Origin of the sequence: Peribacillus sedimenti (assembly GCF_046237635.1) — a bacterium.
Classification (GTDB): Bacteria; Bacillota; Bacilli; order Bacillales; family DSM-1321; genus Peribacillus; species Peribacillus sedimenti.
Genome location: NZ_CP143547.1, coordinates 2950246 through 2973622 on the forward strand (window position 1 = coordinate 2950246; position 23377 = coordinate 2973622).

Consider the following 23377-nt stretch of genomic DNA (forward strand, 5'->3'; position numbering starts at 1 on the left):
ATCAATCCTTCCTGATGCCAAGGATATCCCGCATTTTCGCAAGCTCCTCCTGAATGACCGCTTCCGTTGCAGGCTTTGGTTTATTGTTTAAAATCGTATGTGTTTCCTCCAGGTCAGGAATGTATCGGTTGGTGGTTTCTTTCGCAGCTACAAGGTCCGATATTTTAGGCGAGTAGGGAGATGCTGCCGCTAAGGACAGAACCTTCTTTTTCGCTCTGTCGAAAGGAAATGACCGTAATACCTCAAACCAGGCATCCACCTTTTTCTGCTCCACCTCAAACTGTTCGTAAAACTCTGCTATCAAATCCAGTAATTGAAAGACCTCCTTCTTAGTCACGTAAATCCAGATCCTCCTCCCTGACCCTCTTTCTTCTAGGCTTCTGGTTTAGGTAGGATTCAAATTTGGGACCGAATAAAGTCTCCGGCCTTAAATACTTGCTCCATGCAGCATCTTTCAGCCATTCATCCGCTTTCAGGTCAATAACCTTTTTAAAATCCTCAAGGGTATGCCCTTCTCTGTATCTGGCTCTAATAAACTTCATGGTCTTTTTGGTGGTTGTTTTGAAAGTCCCGTTGATTTTAAGGTTGAGGTAGTCGATGATTTCGACAAACGGGATTATATCTTTTTTCTCTGTTGTAATCTCTGTAGTAATCTCTGGTATTGCTTTGTCCACGGTGGCATCAAAAATGGTTCTTTCTGAACGGGATATTTCTTCAGCCTGGTCCGGTAGAAGTCCATTTTGAGCATCTGATGGTTCTTCTTCGAGCATCGCTACTTTATCGTAATCAATGGTATACCACTTGGTTTGGTCCATTTTGCTGTAATTGAATTTATCAGAAATTAATAACCCCCGTTTCTCCAATGTATTAACGATTCGTTTGATCGTACTGTAGGACCAAAAAGGCATTTGCCTGTTCCACTCATCATAGGTGTTATACACCCACCTTCTCCCTTTGGCAAAATGCGGGCTTTGAGTCAGCCAATAATGTACCTGCTGTAACAATACGGCTTCGTTTAACCCAATCTTCATTGCCAGTGATGGCAGAATCAACAGCGGTGTTTTTTCTTCAATAACCAAATTAGACATCTTTTGTCCCCCTCTAAATCAAATAGTCAGTCCCAATCTTTCAAAGTATCAGGCTACACACTTGTTATATAAATAAAAGGGGCAAAAGGATAATCTGATTGAAATATTTTTACTGATTCATAGTTTTAGTTCACGCTTTGTTCACAATCTAGTGTTCGTAATAAGCATAATGATGACTGTGCAGGCCTTCCTCATTCATTTCTAATTTTCAATTTTAAAATCATACAACTGCATAAACTCCAAAAAAATAAACCCACCGGTGTAAAAAGATGGGTTCCCATGTTTTGTAAGTTCCTGCTAATCTCTGGATTATTAATTTGACTCACTATATTTTCTGGTTAAGTAATATTGATTTTTTCCTTCGACTGCCAGGCATACTTCCGAACCTGTAGCAATTAATATTGTTCCAGGAGGTGTATACCGTTCCCAACCTTGTGGATAAGCCATTGCTATCACAATACGATTTCAACACTAAACCTAATCAATCAATTCTCTTAATGCCTTCCGGATTTCTGTGCTTCCTAACTCATACCAGAAATCCCTTTGCCAGAATCAAGTTTTAGCGACACTTCATCTAAATTGCGTTTTTTAGAGAATCCCTAAAAAGAGTTTCATAACAATGAACGGATTTGATGAACTGGGCTTTTTTCTGTTTGCCGTACATCAACAATGACTCCGTTACTAGTTTTCCAGAGTCATAACTCACTCCCTTCAGGAGAAAGCTGTCTGTGATTCCTGTTGCTGCAAATAAGCATTCATCAGAATTTACAAGTTGATTCATCCTTAAAGGAGCCATAGGATTAGATATACCCATTTGAATGCAACGGTCGTATTCTTCTTCATTTGCCGGAAGGAGCTTTCCCTGAAGCTCCCCACCTAAACACTTAAGGGCAACGGAAGAAAGAACTCCTTCTGGTGCGCCTCCAATTCCTATGAACATGTCTACATTGCTGTTTGTCATCGCGGCGGCGATACTGAAAATAATGTCTCCATCGTCAAACAGCTGAACCCTTCCACCCACTTCGTGAATTTGATCTATTATATGTTGATGGCGTTCTCTGTCCTGAACAATGACATATATATCAGATAATTTTTTCCCATTGCATTCTGATACGATTTTCATGTTGACTAAAAGCGGTGCTTCAATATCGATTTTGCCAGCTGCTTTTGGCCCTACTGCGATTTTCTCCATATACATATCCGGGGCATGAAGCAGTGTGCCTTCCCTGCTCGCAGCAATCACGGCAATGGAATTTCCCCTGCCCGTGGTCATTAAGTTCGTACCCTCTAGTGGGTCGACTGCGATATCCAGTTTCACCCCGGCACCGCTGCCTACCTGTTCGCCAATAAACAGCATGGGCGCTTCATCAAGTTCACCTTCACCGATGACCACTCTGCCTTCCATTGAAATCTGATTTAGCCGTTTACGCATGGCTTTTGTAGTTGCGTTATCAGCTTCGTATTTATTTCCCCGTCCAATCCAATGATGGGATGCAATTGCCGCTATTTCCGTTACCTCAACGAAATCCATTAAGATGTGATTCATTGTTTCTCATCTCTCCTTTTAGCTGCAAGATGATCTGGATTCATACTCAATTCCTGAAGTCTGAAGAAGTTCTTTTTCTCGATCTATTATCTTCTGTACTTTTTTGTTTGAGGGACTATTACTATCAAAACTAGAGTTCACATAAGCTTCCACGACTTTTTTTGCTGCCTCTAAACCAATGATCTGTGCACCCATCGTCAAGACCTGCGCATTATTACTTTTTTGGGCACGTTCAGCTGAATAAGGATCATGGCACAGTGCGGCTCTGATTCCCGGATATTTTCCTGCAGCAATCGCAACACCGATGCCAGTTCCACATATAAGGACGCCTCTTTCAATTTTGCCGCTGCTGATTTCCTTAGCTACCTCAAAAGCAACATCTGGATAATCCGTTGATTCAGGGGAATAACAACCATAATCCACTACATCGATTCCCTTTTGCTCCAAAAAATCCTTAATCTGTTCTTTCAATTGAAACCCATTATGATCAGACCCAATTCCAATTTGCATCTCAATGCTCCTCTCTGATTAAAAAATATCAAAAAATAAATGAGTGTAAACAACAAGCTTAATATGAAATTCATTATCTTTCTATTTTCATTTTATTTTTTATTATTTTAAAAGTCAATTGTTTGCTTTCGTTTGTTTTTGTTTTATTTCTTTTGTTTTTATATGTATTATCTGAGATTAATAAAAACTATTTTTTTCATTTAATCAGCATAAATAAAAAGGGCTTTTCCATTTCTGGAAAAGCCCATTGATATAGATCTTGTAAATGTTCTATTATTCTGTTTCCAATACGTTAATAAACTCCCTCAGATAGTCAGGAAGGTCTGGTGGACGGCGACTAGAAACTAGATGGCCGTCTACCACCACAGGTTCGTCGAACCAGGTTGCACCTGCATTTTCCATGTCATCCTTAATACCGGGTGTGCTTGTTACTTTTTTACCCTGCAAGACCTTAGCCGAGACCAAGACCCACCCTGCATGACAGATCTGACCTATAGTTTTTTTGTGTTCGTCCATATGCTGAATAAGTGAGATCACTTCAGGAAATCTTCTGATCTTATCAGGTGCCCAGCCCCCCGGAACAAGAATGGCATCATAATCGTCAGGATTGATCTCACTATAGGCATACTCAGATTCAGCAGGGACCCCATATTTACCAATGTATGTTTCATTAGCTTTTTCTCCGACTAAATGAACGACTGCTCCCTCTTCCCTGAGTCTTATCGTGGGATACCAAAGCTCAAGGTCTTCGAATTCATGATGAACGAGGCTGATAATTTTCTTTCCTTCCAACCGCATTTTCATATTCCTCCTTTTGTGATTATATAATCATTCCACTTTGTATCCTGCATCAAACCACTATAAGGTTGATTTGCTGTCGTTCTATTTCCTTTATATATGATTCTGATGCAAATTCATCTGTAATAATCGTATCAACTTTATCAGTACTTGCAAAAGATGCAATGGAACTTCTCCCTATTTTTGTGTGATCGAGAAGAGCGATCAATCGAGATGAGGAATTCACCAAGAATTTTTTTAGCTCTACTTCATACACATTGAAGTCCGTTAACCCTTCTTCAAGCGTAAAACCTTTGGCAGAAGAAAACATTGTATCCACATGAATCTGTTTAAGAATTTCTGATCCAAGCAGCCCCTCCAGTGCGACTGAAGAGTTCCTGAGTATGCCACCAAGTAGAATAACTGTTAAATTAGGATTCTCTCTTAATTCCATGGCTGTAGTAACCCCATTAGTGACTACAGTGAGACGCATGGATGTGTGCTTTAGCAAATAGGCCAGTTCTAAGCAGGTAGAACTTGCATCGAGCAAAATACACTGGCCATTGTGTATAAACTCCATAGCTTTCCTGCCAATTTTTTTCTTTTCACTGCGATTTTTCTTCTCGCGTTCAGAAAAGGTATTTTCCGCCCGGTTTTTATCGTCAATCATTGCTCCGCCATGTGTCCGTACTAAAAGCCCTTCCTCCTCCATTACGTTTAAATCAGTCCGCAGAGTGGCTTCAGATACATGTAACTTTTCAGATAATTCTTTAACAGTTATTCTCTGTTTATCATGTAAAAGATCTAAAATCTTTTGCCTTCTCTCAGTAGCGAATAACTTACTCAAATCCATCACCTACAAATTCCAAATAATTCATTTCTCTATGTTTTATCATACGGTAATGAAGAATGAACATCAATCTATACGGTCGGCAAAAATGCAAAAAAACGACAATAAATCATAAAATAATTAAAAAAATGACACTTAATGTAAAAAGGAAGAAACATACCAACACATTTGAAGACTGCACTATATGATTAAACACCGTTTATTAGCCAAACGGTGTCCTAAAAAACTTAATAAAATTTTTTTCTTAATAAAATCACAGTCCTTTTACTTCTCTTACAATGCCTACAATTTCTTTGTAATTATGCGGATCATGACCAAATCTTCCGAGAAACACTCCATCTACGTTTTCATTGTCCACAATTTGTCTCGTATTATGCTTGCTGACGGAGCCTCCATAAATTAAGCGCATGTGGTCCGCAATTTGTTTTCCGTAAAGCGCGGCAACAATTTGCCTTATAATACGATGAATGCCGTGGACATAACGTGGCTCAGCTGCACTTGGCTTTCCAATTGCCCAAATCGGCTCATACGCTATAATTGCCTGACTAAGCAAATCAATTCTGGCCCCTTCAAAGTACTCTTTAATTTGCTCCCTAAGTATTCCTGTTACTTCATTATTATCCCTGATTATCTCCTCTTCTCCGATACAAACCAAAGGAGATAATCCCATTTCTAAAGTCAGTTTAATCTTTTCATTAATCATTTGCTGGCTTTCATGGAAAATACGCTTTCTCTCAGCATGGCCAATTTCAATATAGTTCCCGCCCATTTCCATAACTGAAATGATTGACATTTCTCCAGTAAAAGGGCCCTCTTTATAAGGTCCGATGTTTTGGGCACCAATGGAAAAGACTGTTCCTTGAGCCATTTGAGCGATTGGGTAGATCGTACCCAGTGAAGGAAAAAGTATTTGTTCAACTATTGTTTCTTCACCTGTGTGTCTATTTAGTTCCTGAAAGAGCTCAATGGTTTGTTGAATGGAGTTTATATAATTCTTTAAACTTAAACCGACTACTGGCTGTCTCAACTTAATTGGACACCTCTTTTAATCTCTTTAAAAAAATGTCCATTAACATCCACGCTGACTCCGCTCCTGGATCTTTATGGCCCACTGCCCTTTCTCCTAACCGCATCGCCCTTCCTTTTTTGGCAACCAAGGGTATCGTTGATTCTGCGCCAGCCTTCATTTCATCAACAAACTTTTCGAATAGTTCAATTTCATCATCTGATTGCTCAACTTCAGAAAGCACTCGAATTCCCGGCAGAAAAGCATCAAGCATCGTTTTATCACCTATACTTGCTTTCCCTCTTGTTTCGATTGCTTTTACACCGGTAATAATCATATCGCAAAACTCTGCAAAACTTACTTCACTCTTCCCTTTAACGTTGTCACCTGCTTTAATAAAGAAGCTGCCATAAAGCGGGCCAGAAGAACCACCAACCTTGCCAAGAAGGATCATCCCGATTTTTTTCAGCAACGTAGAGATATCAGGTGATTCCGAGTCTATACCTTCAAGTTTCGCAACAACTTCACGAAATCCGATTGTCAAATTCGCACCGTGATCACCATCACCAATTGCAGAATCCAACTTAGAGAAGTGATTCCGTTGTTCTTCTGCCAGGTTTTTCATATCCTCCATTGCCTTCAAGAAAAAACTCCTGTCCAAAATTAAACCTGCCATACTGTTTTCCCCCTATGAATTAATTGCAGGTGTACCCTCCTTAGAAAGTACACCGAAATCTTTGAATATTAAAATTTTAAGTAAGGAGTGTCGCAAGGGTAGTCTATCAATTCCTTCAATTCTTTATCTAATTTAACCAATGTAATGGACATGCCGACCATATCCATCGATGTTGCATAATTTCCTACCAGGGATTTATGAATCTTGATTTCTCTTTCTTCTAATATTTGCGATACTCTTCTGAAGCAGATATACTGATCCATTACCGGAAGGCCGCCAAGTCCGTTAACAAGGACATACACTTCTTCACCCGTATCCAGACCCATATCTTCTAAAATATACCCGAGGATTTCATCTACTACTTTATCCGCTGGTTCCAGCTTCGCTCTTCGGACACCTGGTTCACCGTGGATTCCCATTCCAACTTCCATGTCCCCGTCTTCCATTTCGAAGATTTGCTGCCCTGTAATCGGCAATGTACAGGAGGACAATGCAACACCCATGGAACGTGTATTATTATTGGCTTTTATGGCAGCTTCCTTAACCTGATCCAAGTCTAGCCCCTTTGCAGCAGCGGCAGCGGCAGCTTTAAAAACAAACACATCACCCGCTACACCACGACGGTCTTCGATATTTTTCGAAGAGTACACATCATCAGTAACCAGTACTGTTTCTACCCGGATCCCATCATCCGCCGCCATTTCTGCACCCATGTCGAAGTTCATGACATCACCTGCATAGTTTCCATACATATACAGGCAACCTTTACCAGTATCAACCGCCTTAACAGCATTGTAGCAAGGTTCTGGGGATGGAGATGTATTGATATTACCGATAACTGCAGCATCAGCAAAATTTTCACCGACATATCCTAAAAATAACGGTTCATGTCCGGAACCTCCACCGATGATGATGCCCACTTTGCTTTCCGGGCTTCTCTTCTTACTGACAACCACACGACCGTCATGCTCCAGTAATTCAGCATATTCGCTGTTCGCTTTGCAATATCCTTCAAGCATTTCTTCTACAACATCATATCCATCATTAACTAATCTCTTCATGGTCTCTCCTCCAGGATTATTATTTAATATTTATAGAAACAGTGAAAGTAAAAAACCGCCTGCTATACCGCCCACTACGGCGGAAGATAAGTTAGTTAGGGATTTAGAAATTTTACCGCCGCTTATGGCAGACGAAACGAAGATGCCTATTCCAGCTGCCCATGCCATATCTATCCATGCATCACCACTTTGGTGAATGAGGGAAGATGAAAGCCCATGGTTTATGGTCCAAACCGTTCCTACGATAAATGCTGCTGCCATCCAACCTCCAATTGCACCCCAAGTTTCCACCATTCTTCCCCACAGCATAATAATTGCGAAAGGAAATAAAAATCCGCCGAATATCGTTGCAACTGCCAATTCGAATGTCATATGAATGCGCCTCCAATTTCAAATTTAAAGATTATGCAGACTGTTTTTTCTCTAAAATATCAATGGGCTGTGCTTTCTTTGCCATGTCTTTCTGTATCATCGCACCAACGATACCTGCGGCTACTGCGCCAATTGCGACCAGTGAAAGTGTTGGAAGTGATGATTGAAGCGCGCCTCCTCCATTCATGAACACATCCCGCATCGTCCCACAAATCGCGATTCCAAGAGCCATGTCCACGAATGCTGCGTCATCCTCATTCGGTATTAACCCGACATAATGATTCAAATACCACATCGGGCCAATGATAATAATGGCCGCGACATATCCCCCGGCTATACCGTAGCTAGTAGCAAAAGCTCCCCAAACACTCATGACAAGCATTCCAGCAATACAAAAACCGATTGATCCTCTTAAAAAACCCATACTGTGTCCCCTCTCTTAAAAACTATTTTTATAGTGAAAAATGAATTAAAAACACATATGTTAGCGTTTACATTTCTTTGTTTGTTACTTGCACTGTGAGACCTCATGTAAAATGGAATCCAGATCTTCTGTTAACAATGAATGAACTGACGCTACAAAGGCTCCTTCAACTAATGGACCATCAATGATATGGCATTTTTCCTTCAGTTCATCGTCCAGCAGCTCTATTGCAGTTTCTGCGCTCAAAATAGAACTTCCCATATCGCAGAATAAAAGAATACGTTCACAATTCTTGCAAGTTTCTATGCTCTCCATGATCAATGGTGCACTAGTGCCTATTCTTCCATCGCCCGTTCCGCCTGCTGAAAATATCATTTGCTCGGTTCCCGTCATTTCTGTGATCATCTCTTTTAAACCATCAGTAATTTTTCTGCTATGCGAGACCAAAATAATACCTAACATCTTCATCCTCCTTTTTTTCTTTATTTTCTGACTTCTCTTGGAATTCATGATATCACGTCCGTTGTTTATTGTCATTTATTATTTTTATTTTTTATTTACTTTTATATTACCTGTTTTTTTGTTTCGATTATATTTCAAGTTACTTTATTATTTCTGAATATTTTTCATTTTTTACATAATATGCCTATAATCCAACGTCAGATTATGACTGATCTCGTTTTGTCTTTATCTGTCTTTTTTCATGTAACACAGTTTTCAACTGTGGGTTTCACATCTTTTTCTCAAATTGTGAATCTTATTATGCTAAAAAAACACCTTAATAAGTTTATTTATGGCTTCAATGACTTTGTTAATGAAAAAAACAATCCAAAACAATTATTCAAAAACTTAATAATTTGTCATAATGATATCGACATATATAGAAAATTAATTCATTAATTAGATTCAATTATCCTGTCATAATCCAAATAAAGTTGAGAAAATTAGATTCTATCTATAAAATAAAAGCAAACCGTACTAGTGTGACTTGAGCCGGAAATCACGTCAGACTAAATTACTAAGTCTTTCACCGGATTAGCACGAAGAACAAAGTCGCTTTACTACTAGTTTGACAGTTCAATATAATAATAAAATCAACAAAAAAAGATGGCCAAAATGCCACCTTAGTCTTTTTATAGTATTTAATTAATAATAAAGCCACATTTGGTAAAGAAAGATCCCTTACGCCTCTTCATTAATGATGACATTCTTCCCTCTCATTTTTAAGAGGCAGGCACAATTAGCCAAAATACGGATATACTGAGAAATGTCACGGAAATGGGGTTCTGGGCAAATACCATAAAGTCTCCGTTGGATCCTGTCAGTGTGCGTCTTAATTTATTAATTACTAACTTTTTCTCGCACCTCTATGCTTTTTAGCAATTCTTTAACCTTTTGGTCAATTCTTTCTATTTCCGCACCAGGATTCTTCCACCAATTTCTGCTCCAAATACGTTCAATCGTCCAGCCCCTGCTTTCCAGGAACCTCTGACGGTATACGTCTCGTTCTTTAGCATTTAATGAACTGTGATACATGGCTCCGTCACACTCTACACCGAGGATATACCTTGATGGATCCTTTGGATGGACGATTGCCATGTCAATACGGTATCCTGACATACCGACTTGTGTTGTAACGGAATATCCAAGGTTTGTTAACTGTTTATATACCTGTTCCTCAAATGGTGAGTCAAAATGCAGTTCTTGTACCTGTACATGTGTGTTTACATTTTCATTGATCTCTTGGACAACTGCATTAATTTCATCAGAATGTAAACCTGAAACAGCCCTAACATATTTTAAATAGGTTTTTAATAATTTTGGACCTAGTTGTGTTGTATTCGCTACATTAAGTTCTTCTGGTTCTATACTTGAAACGACAATAATGCCTTCTTTGGCCCTCGTTACGGCCACATTAAGACGGTTTTCTCCGCCTTTCTGGTTCAGCATACCAAACCTGTTATAAATTTTACCTTCCTCATTTTTTGCATATCCAATCGAGAAAAGAATAATATCTCTTTCATCACCCTGAACATTTTCTATATTCTTTACAAAGATTCGCTCGTCCAGATCCTTTGCCATCACTTGATTGTAGACGGATCTAAATTCTTCATCTTCATTTGATAATTTTTCAATGATATCCATTATTTTAGTTTGTTGCTTTGAGTTAAAAGTGATGATTCCTACAGATTTTCCTGTTTGGTTAATAAGAATATCCTTAAGTAATGTTACAACCTCGATTGCTTCCTCATTTGATTGGTTATTCCATCTTCCTTCGACTTTTTTCCATTGAATAGCCGGAGGATTTTTAAATGGAATAACATTTGGAGCAATTTGAACATGACCATTATAAAAAGCATGATTAGAGTAATTGATTAATTCTTCATATTTTGAACGATAATGCCATTGAAGGATCTTTTCAGGAAATCTTCTCTTCGCCAGATTTAACAAACTAACAGATTCGTCTGTGTCATATTGTTCTTCCTCTTCATCCTCATTAACAAAAGAAGACTGGAACATGTTAAATGGTGGAAGCTGCTTCTCATCGCCTGCTACTATTAGTTGCTTAGCCCGATAAACAGCTGGAATTCCACTTTCTACAGTACATTGTGAAGCTTCATCAAATATAACTAAATCAAATAATCCTTCTTTCAAAGGGAATATAGAAGAAACAATCTCCGGTGAGGCAAGCCACACAGGCATAATATCTACTAGACTATCAGCTGCGAATTCGTTCACTAATTTCCTCAGAGACCATATCATTCGCTTCTTACTTACTTGATGTTTTAGTTCTCTTACACTTTTTGAATGTGCAAATTGAACAGTATCCACTTTTTTCGTTAAAGAGTGAATTAAAAATTGAGTTGCAACTGTTCTTTTTTCCTCAATTAATTTAGCAAAGGAATCACGAATCCTAGCAAATTCACTAGTCGATATTTTTTGTACCTCAGGATATTTCTTTTCCGTTTGGTCTATCCAATGTACATAAGCTGAGTTTCTAAGTAAGTCTACCCAGGAATCAGCAAGAGTTAAATTGTGATCAATTGTCGTTTTGTGCTGAAGCTGCACAATAACCTTTTTGACAATATCTGAACTATTGGTCCAGAAGGTATCCATTTGTTGGAGATCTTCAAAATCCCGATGTATATATTCCAAAATTTTATCCAGATCTGACAATGGAATCTCCCCATCTGATATGCGATTCTTTAATGCTTCGACACTCACATCATCTATATATCGTTTTAGCTTCTCTATCTCTTCAGCCATTTTTCTTGTTTCTTTTGCGATTTGATGCATGCTTACCAAAGCTTTTTTGATTTTTAGCCACTCTGGTGAACTGGTTCCTGTAAACTTTTCTCCTTCAATCAATTGTTCTATGATTGCTTTACCTGAGACAGTTGTCCACCACCAAATTCGAAGACCTTGCAGTGTCCTTTTTTGCCCATCTTCCAAATCAGGATATATTTTATCCAGCTTGTTCTCGATTAGCCACGTATATGCTGGGGTAATCTGATCATGATCGAGAGAGTTAAGGTATTGAACGGCAGTTTTAGCCTTGGCAATCAACTCGGTTAGTAATTCAACAGCTTCAAGTTTATCTTTCATATTTAATTGAGCATATGATTTACGTATTTTTAGAGGGTATCCATCATATCCAAATCTGTCATACCATTCGGCGTACGTGTAAACTTTCTCAGAAATATCGTCCAAGGAATCTTTGTTTATGGCCCCTATTACTTCTTTTAATTCGATGATTTGGGTAGTTTCTCCAACTGGATTTGCCAAACCGTATAGGTCATATAATCTCAATCCAAAATCCTGGTATTCATATAAGGCATTAGCAATACTATTTAGCAAATCCTCTTGGGCCGATAACTTAGAAGATGTAGATGCCAACAGACTGACAGCCTGTTCAAATGAAACTTGATTTTGAGTTAAAACGGATTCAATCTTGGTATATAGATTCTTTCGGTCCAGCTTTTCATCATGAACCAGTGCGACATGGTTACTCAGGTTTAAACCATCAAGTCTTTGAAATACAACATCCAAAGCAGCTCTCTTTTGGCAGATAACCAACACTTTCTTATCTTGATTATTGCGTCAGTAATCAAATTAACTATGACCTGCGATTTACCTGTTCCAGGCGGTCCGTGTACAACAAGACCCTTTCGATAGCGGGCTTCCTTAAGGATTTCTTCCTGAGAACCGTCAGTTTGTAATAGATTCAATATTTCGGGATTTTGATCATCTGTATCTCTTTCCAGATTTTCAATATCATCATTGTCATCGAAGTGGGTATCTTTCGGATCGATTAGTTCACCCACTAAGGACAGATCACTTTCCTCTGACAGCTCAATGAGAAGGTCATAATCTTTTACTAAGGATGATCCACCTTGAGGAAAGTTACCTATAATAGCATTCTCAAGTAAGGTAAAGTTTGCAACTTCTGGTATATCTTCTTTCTTGTACTCTTTCAATTTTGTAATTCCTGTAGGAGTAAAAGAAATTTTTAAATCAAATTGTTTAAGAAATTCTAGCCACTGTTTGTAATCAAGGGTTTTCGCAATTTCAGCTGCCTGCTCATAGAAATCTTCCGTAAACGATAAATTATTTAACTTTTTAAAAGCTAAAAATAATGTTCGGTTTATTTGTGGGCCACCTTCATCAACTTTTAAAACCCATTTTTGTGCATTCACGTTGATTTTTTCGAGTCTGGCAGGATACAAGAATAAAGGTGCTTGAAAAAAAGTCCCATCTATAAAGGTTCCTGAAATAAAGGGAAATCCTAAATAAAAATCATGGACACCTGATTCTTCCTCTATTCCTTTAATATTTCTTACTAAGTCAGTAAGTTTTTTCGAGATTACCATAGAGTCATCATGATCTATTGAGGGCTTAAGCAAAGTAATGTCACTTTTAGTTTGCTTAAGTATCTTCTCAAACAATGGTCTTGGCAAAATCGTCACCAGATATTTTGTTAAGATCTGTTAAATCAAAACTCCACTTATTATATAACTTCAATAATCTTATAGACCGATTGCGACGGCTAATATCATTGAGCTTATCCCTCATATGGACGAGTTTTTCTTTCATTTTTAAACCTCTTTCCGAGATAGCTTGTATTTGAACATATTGTTGTCATACAGGTGTAATAATTGCTGGTAACATTATATCAAATTGTGTAAATATATAGCGAAGAATGTACGCTTTGGAAAATTTTTATTAAGACAAATTCCCTAGTCATTTGATAAGTTCTTTGTTAGTCATCGGTCAAACATAATTCCTGAGATATTGAGAAGTAATCGAATGTTCGGTATTAGATACTTAGCTTGTACATCGTAATCTTCCCTCATCCAAATAATTGGATAAACTTACCATCACCAAATAATTGTATGATAGTGCTTTATACTCATTTAATCTTTTTACAGATAATGTAATATTTTGTTGTTTGCATTATATTGAAATTTTTCACATATTAGGAGGCAATTACAATCGTACAACAATGGATTGGCAATCATCCTACATTGTCACAAAAATCAGTTTTCAACAAGCATGAAAAAACATTAACTTATGCTCGCCATGCAATAATAGACCAAAACGATGTAGTCTTAAAAATGATCGACGCTGAGTTCGATAAAAAAAGTGGTAAAGAAGTAGACGGTTTACTGCTACTTACGGAAACCCAAATAATCTTTATCTCTAAACATGAACATCAATCATTCAGATACTCAGATATAAATGATATGAGTGTCCACCCAGACGGCAAGGATAAAAATGAGTTAACACTTAAACTTTTTGTACATGGTCTAACTCACATTTTTGATGATATAAAGAAGAGTGATGACAGTCAGGAGTTTTTTGATATTCTCGAAGAAAAAATAATTAGTCCTGCACAAAGTCTTCTGACTACGGTTACTCATAACTTTGACACTTTTTTACACGCAGAATGTTTAGATTATTTGAAACAACACGGCATTAAACCCACTGCTTTTCTAATGAGAAGAGATGACATGGGTTTTTCAAAGAATGCAAAACGTTTATTAAATGAGAAACACCCTAAAGCTCAACTTATTGTCGAGGGATATTACCGAGACAAGGAAAAAAAAGGTAATTTCATTGTCGTTGATAATTTTGTTTGGCTATATCAATACGATGATAAAGAAAGAAAAGCAAAGAAAGTACAAACCTGGCCATTTGCATATTTTGAAAATAACAGCGTAGATCATTTTGCTATTAAATCAGAGATTACAAGTTCTGAAGGTAAGCTTGTATTGAACGGGTCTGGCAAACAATTTGTGGATATACTTGCTTTGACCGGAATATCATTCAAAATGAAAAAACGTAAATGGTACCGGAAGGTTGTGGGCTACAGAAGTACAAAATGGTGGAAAGCCTCAATTGCCTCTCTTTTCTACCTTTTCTTATCGTTTTTCATACTTGGTATGATATTCGGTGGCAAAGATGAAGATAGTAAAGCTGCTACAACTAGTGAAAAATTAGCAGCCGCTTCTAAGACTGACGACAAAATACAAACAGAATCTAAACGTCTAGAAGAAGAGAAACAAAAAAAAGCCGAAGCCAATCGTTTAGCCGAAGAGAAACGGAAACAGGAAGCCGCAAGATTAGCTGAAGAAAAACGCAAGAAAGAAGCTGCGAGAATAGCCGAAGAAAAACGAAAGCAAGAAGAAGCTGCGAGAATAGCCGAAGAAAAACGAAAGCAAGAAGAAGCTGCTAGATTAGCTGAAGAAAAACGAAAACAAGAAGAAGCTGCTCGATTGGCTGAACAGAAACGCAAAGAAGAGGCAGCCAAGAAGGCAGCAGCACAACGCGAGCAAGAACAAGCTGATTCGCAAAACAATGCAGCGAATGTTTATTATAAAAACTGTGACGCCGCACGCGCAGCTGGTGCTGCACCAGTTCATAAGGGAGAACCGGGTTATGCTAAGCATCTTGATCGAGACGGAGACGGCGTAGGTTGTGACCGCTAAAAAATTACAAGATTAGTCTATTTAATAACCGCCTACTATGGCGGTTATTTATTTTGAACTAAAAAACCCTCTATAAAACACAGGCGGTTACCAAAAATAAACCGTCCGGTATCCCCTATTACAAAAACTTCCAAACTCCTTATAGAACCCAAACAAATCATCCCAATAGCCCCATTCCCCTGCTTTGCAAGAATGACCTCAACCAGTCTATCCTCCTCCCTATCTCGTTCTATTAATCATCCCGATATAGAAAAGCAATCAGATGTCCTCTTCTTTATACTGCAGTCTAGTGTCCTGATAAAAAGTTGAGTTTGCTGTAGTAGGAACGCTCCCTGCAAATTCTGTTATGTATGAAAGACCGCCAACTTTATCAAGGACTTTGCGTCAGCCAATAATGAACCTGATGCAAAAAATACTTCGTTCAATCCGATCTTCATAGAAGTGATGGCACAACCAACAGCGGTGTTTTTTTGCTCATTAACGTTATTAAGTATCTTTTACTTCCCCTATAAATCAAATGCCATAAAGATATTCTGAATTAATAATTTTGATCGATTCATAGTTTCCTTTCACGATTCACAATTTGTTTTCAGCAATCAAAAAAAGATGACCTTGAAGGCCACCATGATTTAGTCAATCTACAAAAACAACAATCCATCGGCTATAGAAATCCTTCCATTCAAAGATCCCTTACGCCTCTTCATTAATGATGACATTCTTCCCTCTCATTTTTAAAAGTGCAGGCACAATCAGCCACAATGCGGAGATACATAGGAATGTCACTGAAATAGGGTTCTGGACGAATACCATGAAATCCCCGTTGGAGCCCGTCAGCGCCCGTCTCATATTGTTCTCAAGCATTGGTCCCAGCACTAGGCCTAATACAATAGGTGCAAGCGGAAAATCATTTTTGGAAAGGAAGTATCCTACTACTCCGCAGGCAATAAGCAGCATGATATCAAAAACCGTAACTTGGACAGCGTATACTCCGAAAATCGAAATCGCGATGATGATAGGTAATAAGTATTTCTTTGGGGTCTCGATTATTTTGGCGAATACCTTTACTAGCGGGAGGTTCAACACTAATAGCATCACGTTTCCAATGAACATGCTTGCGATCAACCCCCAGGCTACCTGCGGATGTTCATCGAACAAGAGCGGTCCTGGCTGGATGTTATACATAATGAAAGCCCCCATTAAAATGGCCGTCGTCCCGGAACCAGGAATGCCTAGAGTAAGAAGCGGAATCATCGCTCCACCCGAAGAGGCATTATTTGCTGATTCAGGGCCGGCGACCCCCTCGATAGCCCCTTGTCCAAATTTGGCAGGATCCTTGCTGATTTTTTTCTCCATGACATATGAAAAGAAAGAGGCCAGTGTAGCCCCGGCTCCTGGAAGAATTCCAAGAAAGAATCCTAAGATGGAACCCCTGGTTATCGCACCGGAACTATTTTTCAAATCTTGCTTCGATGGTAGCACTTTCCCTATTTTAATAATATCATTGCTTGCTTGATTATCCTTTTCCAGGACCGTTTTGAAAACTTCACCAAGGGCAAACAGACCGACCGCAATCGTTAGGAACTCAAGCCCGGAATACAAGACCGGAATGTCATAGGTAAACCGTGTTACCCCGGACACGCTGTCAATGCCGATTGTTCCAAGCAACACACCGAATACAGTCATCATCAATGCCTTTGTCATCGATTTACCGGCAAGACCGCTGACAGCAAGCAGACCTAAAATCATAAGTGAAAAATATTCTGCTGGCCCGAACTCGAGAGCGATATTGGATAATGGTTCGGCAAGGAGCACCAGTCCTACCAGTGAAAAGAGACCTGCCACAAACGACCCAATGGCCGCAATTGACAATGCGGATCCCGCCTTGCCTTTCTTTGCCATCTGATAACCATCCAAAGTAGTCACAACCGATGAGGACTCACCAGGTGTGTTCAAGAGGATTGAGGTTGTAGAACCTCCATACATCGCCCCATAATAAACACCAGCAAGTAATATGATGGAACTGACGGCTGCTGCTTCGGGGGGAAGCCCGCCTGTCATGGTAGCGGTAACGGGAATGAGCAACGCAACGCCGCTCATCGGTCCAATTCCTGGCAGCACGCCTACCGCCGTTCCAATCAATACTCCAACAAAGGCAAACAAAATATTCTGCCACGACAGGGCCGTTGCAAATCCATTTATTAAAAATTGAATCGTATCCATTCTATCACCTTCCTAGTTCATCCATACCGGGAATCCCGGCAAGGTTCCTGCCATTACTTCTACGTATAGATAATAGATTCCATATGAAAATGCCCCTGAAATCAATAAAGTTCTGATCCAGCCTCCCTTTTCCATTGTCTGAAAGCAAATGGCTAAAAATAAAAAGGTGGTAATGACATAGCCAAGCGTTTCTATCAATAATCCATATAGAATGGCAGAGATGACAATGATAAGGAATCTTTTATAATCATATTTCCCTTTTTTAGATTCAAAATTTGCGTATCCTCTAGTTTCAATGAATAACCGTAAGCTTAATAGAATAAGAACAAAACCTAGCCCCATCGGAAAAATATCTGGTCCTACATTACTGCCATACGCACTTGCCGAGATCCTTCTGCTTTCGATTACGAAACCAAGCCCAACTAGCAAAAACAAAATACTGGTATACCGGTCAAACCTCTGGCTCATTTTTCGCTTTCACCTCCACTGAAATAAAAGAGGGAAATGGATCATTTCCCCTGCAAGTCTATTATTTTTGCATATCCAGCGCTTCTAGCAATTCCTTAATTTGTTTGTTTTGCTCATCTAAGAATGTTTTAAAGTCCTCTGAATTTTTATACTCGCTTTCCCAGCCGCTTTGATCCATTTCTTGTTTCCACTCATCTGTCTCAACCATTTTTTTAATGGTTCCGTTCCAGAAATCCAGTGCACCCTTGCTCATTTCTTTCGGTCCGAATATCCCCCGCCAGATGGCAAATTCAGCATCTATTCCAAGCTCCTTCATAGTAGGGACCTCAGCGAGTTCTCCCTTCAGCCTATCTGGAGCTGCGACCGCTAACACCTTAATCTTTCCGGCTTTCAAGAACTCTGTTACGGAAGAAGCATCAGTGGCTATTGCGTCGGCATTTCCACCAAGCAGTGCAGTCATGGCCTCACTTGTACCATCATAAGATACATATTTCATAGATTTGTGGTCGACGCCAGACTTATAAGCAGGCAGAATGGATACGAGGTGGTACATGGACCCAGGTCCTGATCCCCCTGCGAATGTGACTGATTTCGAGTCCTTTTTGAGATCATCAATTAAGGACTGAAGGTCGTTATACTTGGAATCAGCCTTGACGACAATCGATCCAAAATCCCTTGTCAATTGTGCCAATGGGGTTGTATCTTTATAGCCGAAAGGACTGTTCCCCTCTTTTTTAAGATTATTGATCAATACAGGCGGTGAACCGGCAAAGAGCTTGTAATCATTCTTTGAATCGTTGCTTACGTAATCTGCTATAAAGACGGTGCCTCCCCCGCCAGGTTTGTTTTCGACGGTCATCGTTTGATCCACAAGCTTCGTTTTAGTTAGAACTTTTGTAAAAGTCCTCGCTGTTCGGTCCCAGCCGCCACCCGCACCAGATGGGGCCACGACTGTAATCGCCTTTTCTGGATAGGAGTTTTTGCCTTCCGCATTAACCTTCTCAGAACCTGCACTGTTCGATGCACTGCAACCAGCAAGTGTAACAGCCGTTAATCCGCCTAATAACATCATTTTCCAAGTCTTTAGCTTATTCATATACTTCACCCTTTCATTGATTGAATCCAACTATTTAAAATGGCATTACATTTACAACCAGTCCTAGAAAGCGGTTACATTTAAAAATGTGAAGTTTGACCTACCTGCCCCCTCTTCCTTGTGTGTTTTTAGAGCCCTCTATGTTGATGAAAACTAATTAACACTATGGTCATGTCGTAAACCAATAATAAAACAATTCTGAATATAAATAAAATAACAAATTTTTAACTTATCTCATAAAAACTTTTTATAATACTTGGAATCCGACATATGACTCATTACCAAATAAAAAAGATTAACCACCAAAATGGTTAATCTAATAACTAATTATAGTTTCACGCATGACTGTTCTTCTCACGTAAAGCCCTGTTATGCACCAAATGAAATAGAGGCGGCATCATGACAACCCTTAATATTTGCACAGCAACAACGAACATCGGGTCTGCGTTAAGAATGACGGACGCTGCAGTCATTTCAGCAACACCTCCCGGGGCCAAAGCCAATGCGGTGGTAATATAGGACATTCCGCTCATTTTTGAAATGATCCATGCACAGACCATCATTGCAAGAATAAAGCCAACTGTACTTAACAGGGACACAAGCATGATCTTCCGTATTCCTGAAAACATTCCCTTTGTAATCATTGACCCCACACTGGTCCCAATCATGATTTGTGAAAGAACCATCACGCTGTCTGGCCACCAAACCGTTATGGGCTGCGCTGTAAACAAATAACTAGAAGCCTGAATGGAAGCGACAGTCAGCAAACCGCCAAGAAGCCAGGGAGTAGGGAGCTTCACCTTTTTCCCCAATTTTGCCCCGCACCAGGCTGCACCTATGAATAAGAATGTCCAAAGGATTCCCAAGCCGCTTACAGACGAATGAATTCCCGGGACATTTTGTGTAGCTTCGCCAATCCCTGAATGCGAGGACCCCAGGATGAACAAAGGGACTAATACTACCACCAGCAAGACCCGGGAAGTTTGCAAAACCGTTACTACTCCCACATTGGCGCCAGCGTCCTTTGCCATGCCAGGCATAGCAGAAATCCCGCCTGGAGCAGATGAATAAAGGCCGGTCAGAATATCCAGATTACAAGTTTTATATAAAAGAATGCCTGAACCAATCGAATAGATCATCGATAAAGCCAACACGATAATAATAATTAGGCTGTTTTCCTTGAGGACATGGAACACGGACAGATTAAGCTGCAATCCCAGATGCATGCCCAGCAGCAACTGACCTGCTCTAAGCCAAAATTCCCTGCCCTCCATTGACAATGTAAGAGCTTTCGGGTTTATATACGTTAAACCGACAGATGCAAATAAAGAACCCAGCATCCAGCCAATCGATAATCCTGTGGAGGCCAAAATGAAACCACCAACAGCACATAAAGATAAAACCAATAAACTGTTCAGATAATCTGATTTTACATTCATTACAATACCTTCTTATTTTTTGTCTTTTGACACTCAAAAAACACCAAACAGAGAAAGCCGAGTTTTCTAATATAATTTAGAAAAAATCGGCTAAATAGATTGATATAAAAATTCTTACTTATATTAGTAGTTAATGACAGCTTTCCTCTTCTCAAATACATATCCTGCAGCCGATAGACCGGCAAGCTTCCCGAACACGGAACCAGACATCAAGCCGGAACCACCAGGATAGTTATCGTAGAAAATCCCGCCAATCATCTCACCAGCAGCAAACAGACCGGCGATTGGAGCACCCTCTGCATTTAATACCTCACCAGCTTTGTTTACATGAAGGCCGCCAAATGAGAAGGTAATACCGCAAGTGACCGGGAAAGCGTAGAATGGCCCTTGCTCGATACGCAGCGCCCAATTGGATTTAGGCGGTGTGATGCCTTCAGTGCCCTTGCCATCCTTCTCAGAAGGATTATAGCTACCTTCCTGTACAGAATCGTTATATTCCTGAATGGTCTTCAGGAATTGCTCTTTGTCAACAGGCAGCTTTTCTACCAATGCTTCAACGGTATCAGCCTCATAAACAGTCGCTTCTTCAAGATTATACTCCTTACGCAGCATTGGGCGTACCCGTGCATCATAGATTTGATAGGCAACCTTATCAGGCTGTTTTAGAACTTCACGGCCATACTTTGCGTACGTGTAGTTCCTGAAGTCAGCCCCCTCGTCCACAAATCTGAAGCCTTCTTTATTAAGCATGATGCTGTATGGGTACGAATGCTTCTTAAAGATATCGCCAGGCTTTGTAAAATCCCCAACCTTCGGAGCATTATAATCTGTACCGATGGAATGGCAGCCATCCCATTGCCCGTACTTTTGTGCCCCAATTTCCAGCGCCATCGTAATTCCGTCACCCGTATTGAACTCAGTTCCCCGGACAATCGCCTGCTCCCACTCTTCCCCGATATACTGGTTCCTCATCTTCTTATTAGCCTCAAAACTTCCGCAAGCAAGAACCACAGCAGATGCAGTAACCGTCACGGTTTGATTTGGTTGCTCTACGACTACACCAGAAATCTGATCATTTTCCGTAACAAGGCTGACGGCACGGGATTCATACCAGACGTCAATCCCCAGCTCCACGGCACGTGCGAACAGCTGCTTCATAAGTCCGACACCCTTATTGTCCGTTTTCACAGGGAGTCCGCCCCAGAAATGCCACTTTCCTTCTTTTTGGAAGGATTGATTGTCATAATTCAGTTCAAATTTAACCCCGTGATTACTCATCCATGCAATGGTCTCATAGGATTTTGACACAAGCTGGTTGGCCAAGTCCGGATCGCTTTTTCCGCCTGTCACTCTCATTAAGTCACCTAAATAGTCATCTTGACCGTATTGCGGCATGACGATTAGCTCGGCCTGTTTATCCGTAAGCTCTGGAATTACTTTTCTTATATCTTCTAAACTATTGTAAGCAAAGCGGATTGCTCCATCGGTGAAGAATGAATTGCCACCTCTTTTGTTTTCGGGACCGCGTTCCAACACAAGCACCCTTGCACCTTTTTCACGGGCTGATATCGCAGAGCACAGTGCTGCGTTCCCTGCTCCGATCACAATTAAATCGTAATTTGTTTCAACCATGTATATTCCTCCTAAAAATTAGCTTCGTTTGTGCAGTGATCCCAGTAATCAGGGAATACAGCAAACACTGAGAATTCAGAATATTATCTGTTGAAACTATCGTAATACATAGATTCTGATAAATAAAATATATATTTTTATGTATATTTGATAAAAAAAATTTATAATACGGTTCTAAAAGGTTCCCAACTCTTCGACTCGGCTTTTATAAATTCGATAAATTCATTAACAACAGAAAGATGCAAAAAGGCCTTGTCGAACATCAGCCACGTAGTACGTTCAATAGGAACACCCTTTTTATCTAATAGGGGTAAAACAAATAAATTATCACTTTCCTTAAGTGACATTTCCGGAATGACCGCCACACCCAAATCATATTTCACCATTTCCTTACAGGTTTCCAGCTTATCTACTTCCATCGTAATATGGGGAGGCTCTGAAAAATGCTCTTGCCACCAATGGTTGATTAAATTCCGCAAAGAAGGGTCGGTGCTGTAATCAATGAAAGGCATTTTAGCAATTTGATTAAATTGGAGCTCTTTCTTCGAAATAAGCATCAGTGATTCTTTTGCCAACAATACTTTTTCGCCTTTCCATTGGTAATCGTTACGCACAATTCCCACCTGCACCTTCGTGGAACCGAGGAGATTCATGATATCATTACTCCAGCCTGTCTTGACACTGAACTGCACAGAAGGAAAGCGGACGGAAAAATTCTTTAACACCTCAGGCAGCCGATATCGTGCAAAATTACTGGAAACTCCAAGCCTTAAGGTCCCATTCACCTCTCGCTGCATATTCTGCATATGGTCCTTAGTGAGTTGCAGCTGCCGTTGCATATCGTCCGCGTATTTAACGAGATAATCGCCTTCCGAAGTAAAGTCGATGCCTTTCTTCGTCTTGAAAAATAGGTTCACCCCAAACTCCTCTTCTATATTCTTAAGACGATAACTAAGTGCCGGCTGCGAAATAAACAATCTCTCCGCAGCCCGAGTAAGATTTTTTTCTTCGTACAGGGTCTTCAAGAATATCCAGTCTTTTTCGTCCATATATGGCTCCTTTTATATTGAATATAATTGTTATAAAGGAAATTTATCTATTAATAAATTCAGTATATATTTTATTTATGACAGCTTCTATCATTATCGGAGTTTTACTGCTAGTTATCTACGAAAAAAAAGATCTATCCCTGTATATAAAAGATAGACCTAACCTGAGTGACA

At 39.7% G+C, this 23377-nt stretch carries 21 protein-coding genes; 1 reads left to right on the forward strand and 20 read right to left on the reverse strand.

Going from position 1 to position 23377, the window contains the following annotated elements; genetic code table 11:
• Position 1 precedes the first annotated feature (1 nt).
• The 14 genes from V1500_RS14605 to V1500_RS14670 all read right to left on the reverse strand — a co-directional run bounded on the left by V1500_RS14605 (position 2) and on the right by V1500_RS14670 (position 13268).
• The gene (locus V1500_RS14605; protein WP_409300285.1) at positions 2-337 is read right to left on the reverse strand and encodes a hypothetical protein; all 336 of its coding nucleotides are present in this window, start codon (positions 335-337) and stop codon (positions 2-4) included.
• Positions 330-1088 carry a conserved phage C-terminal domain-containing protein gene (locus tag V1500_RS14610; RefSeq protein ID WP_409300286.1) on the reverse strand — a complete coding sequence of 253 codons (759 nt, stop codon included), beginning with the start codon at positions 1086-1088 and terminating at the stop codon, positions 330-332. The genes V1500_RS14605 and V1500_RS14610 overlap by 8 nt, the downstream gene beginning before the upstream one ends.
• A 574-nt stretch (positions 1089-1662) precedes the next feature.
• Positions 1663-2634 (reverse strand): class II fructose-bisphosphatase, encoded by a 972-nt coding sequence (gene glpX / locus V1500_RS14615; protein ID WP_409300287.1) that lies wholly within the window; start codon positions 2632-2634, stop codon positions 1663-1665.
• A gap of 18 nt (positions 2635-2652) precedes the next feature.
• Positions 2653-3144, reverse strand: a complete 492-nt coding sequence (gene rpiB / locus V1500_RS14620; protein WP_409300288.1) for a ribose 5-phosphate isomerase B — start codon at positions 3142-3144, stop codon at positions 2653-2655.
• A gap of 273 nt (positions 3145-3417) precedes the next feature.
• Positions 3418-3942, reverse strand: a complete 525-nt coding sequence (locus V1500_RS14625) for a type 1 glutamine amidotransferase domain-containing protein (RefSeq protein ID WP_409300290.1) — start codon at positions 3940-3942, stop codon at positions 3418-3420.
• Positions 3943-3994: 52 nt separating this feature from the next.
• Positions 3995-4768 (reverse strand): DeoR/GlpR family DNA-binding transcription regulator, encoded by a 774-nt coding sequence (locus tag V1500_RS14630; RefSeq protein ID WP_409300291.1) that lies wholly within the window; start codon positions 4766-4768, stop codon positions 3995-3997.
• Between the two features lie 256 nt (positions 4769-5024).
• On the reverse strand, positions 5025-5798 hold the full coding sequence (locus V1500_RS14635; RefSeq protein WP_409300293.1) for a triose-phosphate isomerase family protein: 774 nt from the start codon (positions 5796-5798) through the stop codon (positions 5025-5027).
• 1 nt (position 5799) lies between these two features.
• Complete coding sequence (gene dhaL, locus V1500_RS14640) at positions 5800-6453, reverse strand: dihydroxyacetone kinase subunit DhaL (protein ID WP_409300295.1); 654 nt, start codon at positions 6451-6453, stop codon at positions 5800-5802.
• Between the two features lie 68 nt (positions 6454-6521).
• Positions 6522-7514 (reverse strand): dihydroxyacetone kinase subunit DhaK, encoded by a 993-nt coding sequence (locus V1500_RS14645; protein ID WP_409300297.1) that lies wholly within the window; start codon positions 7512-7514, stop codon positions 6522-6524.
• Between the two features lie 30 nt (positions 7515-7544).
• Positions 7545-7886: a Lin0368 family putative glycerol transporter subunit gene (locus V1500_RS14650; RefSeq protein ID WP_409300299.1), complete on the reverse strand. Its 342-nt coding sequence runs from the start codon at positions 7884-7886 to the stop codon at positions 7545-7547.
• A 31-nt stretch (positions 7887-7917) separates the two neighbouring features.
• Positions 7918-8310: a Lin0368 family putative glycerol transporter subunit gene (locus tag V1500_RS14655; protein ID WP_409300301.1), complete on the reverse strand. Its 393-nt coding sequence runs from the start codon at positions 8308-8310 to the stop codon at positions 7918-7920.
• A gap of 84 nt (positions 8311-8394) precedes the next feature.
• Positions 8395-8772, reverse strand: coding sequence for a dihydroxyacetone kinase phosphoryl donor subunit DhaM (dhaM, locus tag V1500_RS14660; protein ID WP_409300303.1), 378 nt, complete (start codon positions 8770-8772; stop codon positions 8395-8397).
• 879 nt (positions 8773-9651) lie between these two features.
• Complete coding sequence (locus V1500_RS14665) at positions 9652-12360, reverse strand: AAA domain-containing protein (protein ID WP_409300305.1); 2709 nt, start codon at positions 12358-12360, stop codon at positions 9652-9654.
• Positions 12327-13268 carry a DUF4011 domain-containing protein gene (locus V1500_RS14670; RefSeq protein WP_409300307.1) on the reverse strand — a complete coding sequence of 314 codons (942 nt, stop codon included), beginning with the start codon at positions 13266-13268 and terminating at the stop codon, positions 12327-12329. Before V1500_RS14670 ends, V1500_RS14665 begins: the two co-directional genes overlap by 34 nt.
• A gap of 567 nt (positions 13269-13835) precedes the next feature.
• Here V1500_RS14670 and V1500_RS14675 point away from each other — a divergent pair.
• The gene (locus V1500_RS14675) at positions 13836-15299 is read left to right on the forward strand and encodes an excalibur calcium-binding domain-containing protein (RefSeq protein WP_409300309.1); all 1464 of its coding nucleotides are present in this window, start codon (positions 13836-13838) and stop codon (positions 15297-15299) included.
• Between the two features lie 690 nt (positions 15300-15989).
• On the opposite strand, the gene V1500_RS14680 is transcribed toward V1500_RS14675, so the two are convergent.
• From V1500_RS14680 to V1500_RS14705, 6 genes are all read right to left on the reverse strand, one after another.
• Positions 15990-17519, reverse strand: coding sequence for a tripartite tricarboxylate transporter permease (locus tag V1500_RS14680; RefSeq protein ID WP_409300310.1), 1530 nt, complete (start codon positions 17517-17519; stop codon positions 15990-15992).
• Between the two features lie 12 nt (positions 17520-17531).
• Complete coding sequence (locus tag V1500_RS14685) at positions 17532-17987, reverse strand: tripartite tricarboxylate transporter TctB family protein (protein ID WP_409300312.1); 456 nt, start codon at positions 17985-17987, stop codon at positions 17532-17534.
• A gap of 61 nt (positions 17988-18048) precedes the next feature.
• On the reverse strand, positions 18049-19083 hold the full coding sequence (locus V1500_RS14690) for a tripartite tricarboxylate transporter substrate binding protein (protein ID WP_409300314.1): 1035 nt from the start codon (positions 19081-19083) through the stop codon (positions 18049-18051).
• Positions 19084-19418: 335 nt separating this feature from the next.
• Positions 19419-20522, reverse strand: a complete 1104-nt coding sequence (locus tag V1500_RS14695; RefSeq protein WP_409300315.1) for an AbrB family transcriptional regulator — start codon at positions 20520-20522, stop codon at positions 19419-19421.
• Positions 20523-20645: 123 nt separating this feature from the next.
• Positions 20646-22154 carry an FAD-dependent tricarballylate dehydrogenase TcuA gene (tcuA, locus tag V1500_RS14700; protein ID WP_409300316.1) on the reverse strand — a complete coding sequence of 503 codons (1509 nt, stop codon included), beginning with the start codon at positions 22152-22154 and terminating at the stop codon, positions 20646-20648.
• A 161-nt stretch (positions 22155-22315) separates the two neighbouring features.
• Positions 22316-23203: a LysR family transcriptional regulator gene (locus V1500_RS14705; RefSeq protein ID WP_409300318.1), complete on the reverse strand. Its 888-nt coding sequence runs from the start codon at positions 23201-23203 to the stop codon at positions 22316-22318.
• Between the last annotated feature and the right edge of the window lie 174 nt (positions 23204-23377).

Coding starts and splice junctions, on each gene's coding strand:
- V1500_RS14610 (WP_409300286.1), bottom strand. CDS start 1,088: ATGTCTAATTTGGTTATTGAAGAAAAAACACCGCTGTTGATTCTGCCA.
- glpX (WP_409300287.1), bottom strand. CDS start 2,634: ATGAATCACATCTTAATGGATTTCGTTGAGGTAACGGAAATAGCGGCA.
- rpiB (WP_409300288.1), bottom strand. CDS start 3,144: ATGCAAATTGGAATTGGGTCTGATCATAATGGGTTTCAATTGAAAGAA.
- V1500_RS14625 (WP_409300290.1), bottom strand. CDS start 3,942: ATGCGGTTGGAAGGAAAGAAAATTATCAGCCTCGTTCATCATGAATTC.
- dhaL (WP_409300295.1), bottom strand. CDS start 6,453: ATGGCAGGTTTAATTTTGGACAGGAGTTTTTTCTTGAAGGCAATGGAG.
- V1500_RS14645 (WP_409300297.1), bottom strand. CDS start 7,514: ATGAAGAGATTAGTTAATGATGGATATGATGTTGTAGAAGAAATGCTT.
- V1500_RS14650 (WP_409300299.1), bottom strand. CDS start 7,886: ATGACATTCGAATTGGCAGTTGCAACGATATTCGGCGGATTTTTATTT.
- V1500_RS14655 (WP_409300301.1), bottom strand. CDS start 8,310: ATGGGTTTTTTAAGAGGATCAATCGGTTTTTGTATTGCTGGAATGCTT.
- dhaM (WP_409300303.1), bottom strand. CDS start 8,772: ATGTTAGGTATTATTTTGGTCTCGCATAGCAGAAAAATTACTGATGGT.
- V1500_RS14680 (WP_409300310.1), bottom strand. CDS start 17,519: ATGGATACGATTCAATTTTTAATAAATGGATTTGCAACGGCCCTGTCG.
- V1500_RS14685 (WP_409300312.1), bottom strand. CDS start 17,987: ATGAGCCAGAGGTTTGACCGGTATACCAGTATTTTGTTTTTGCTAGTT.
- V1500_RS14690 (WP_409300314.1), bottom strand. CDS start 19,083: ATGAATAAGCTAAAGACTTGGAAAATGATGTTATTAGGCGGATTAACG.
- V1500_RS14695 (WP_409300315.1), bottom strand. CDS start 20,522: ATGAATGTAAAATCAGATTATCTGAACAGTTTATTGGTTTTATCTTTA.
- tcuA (WP_409300316.1), bottom strand. CDS start 22,154: ATGGTTGAAACAAATTACGATTTAATTGTGATCGGAGCAGGGAACGCA.
- V1500_RS14705 (WP_409300318.1), bottom strand. CDS start 23,203: ATGGACGAAAAAGACTGGATATTCTTGAAGACCCTGTACGAAGAAAAA.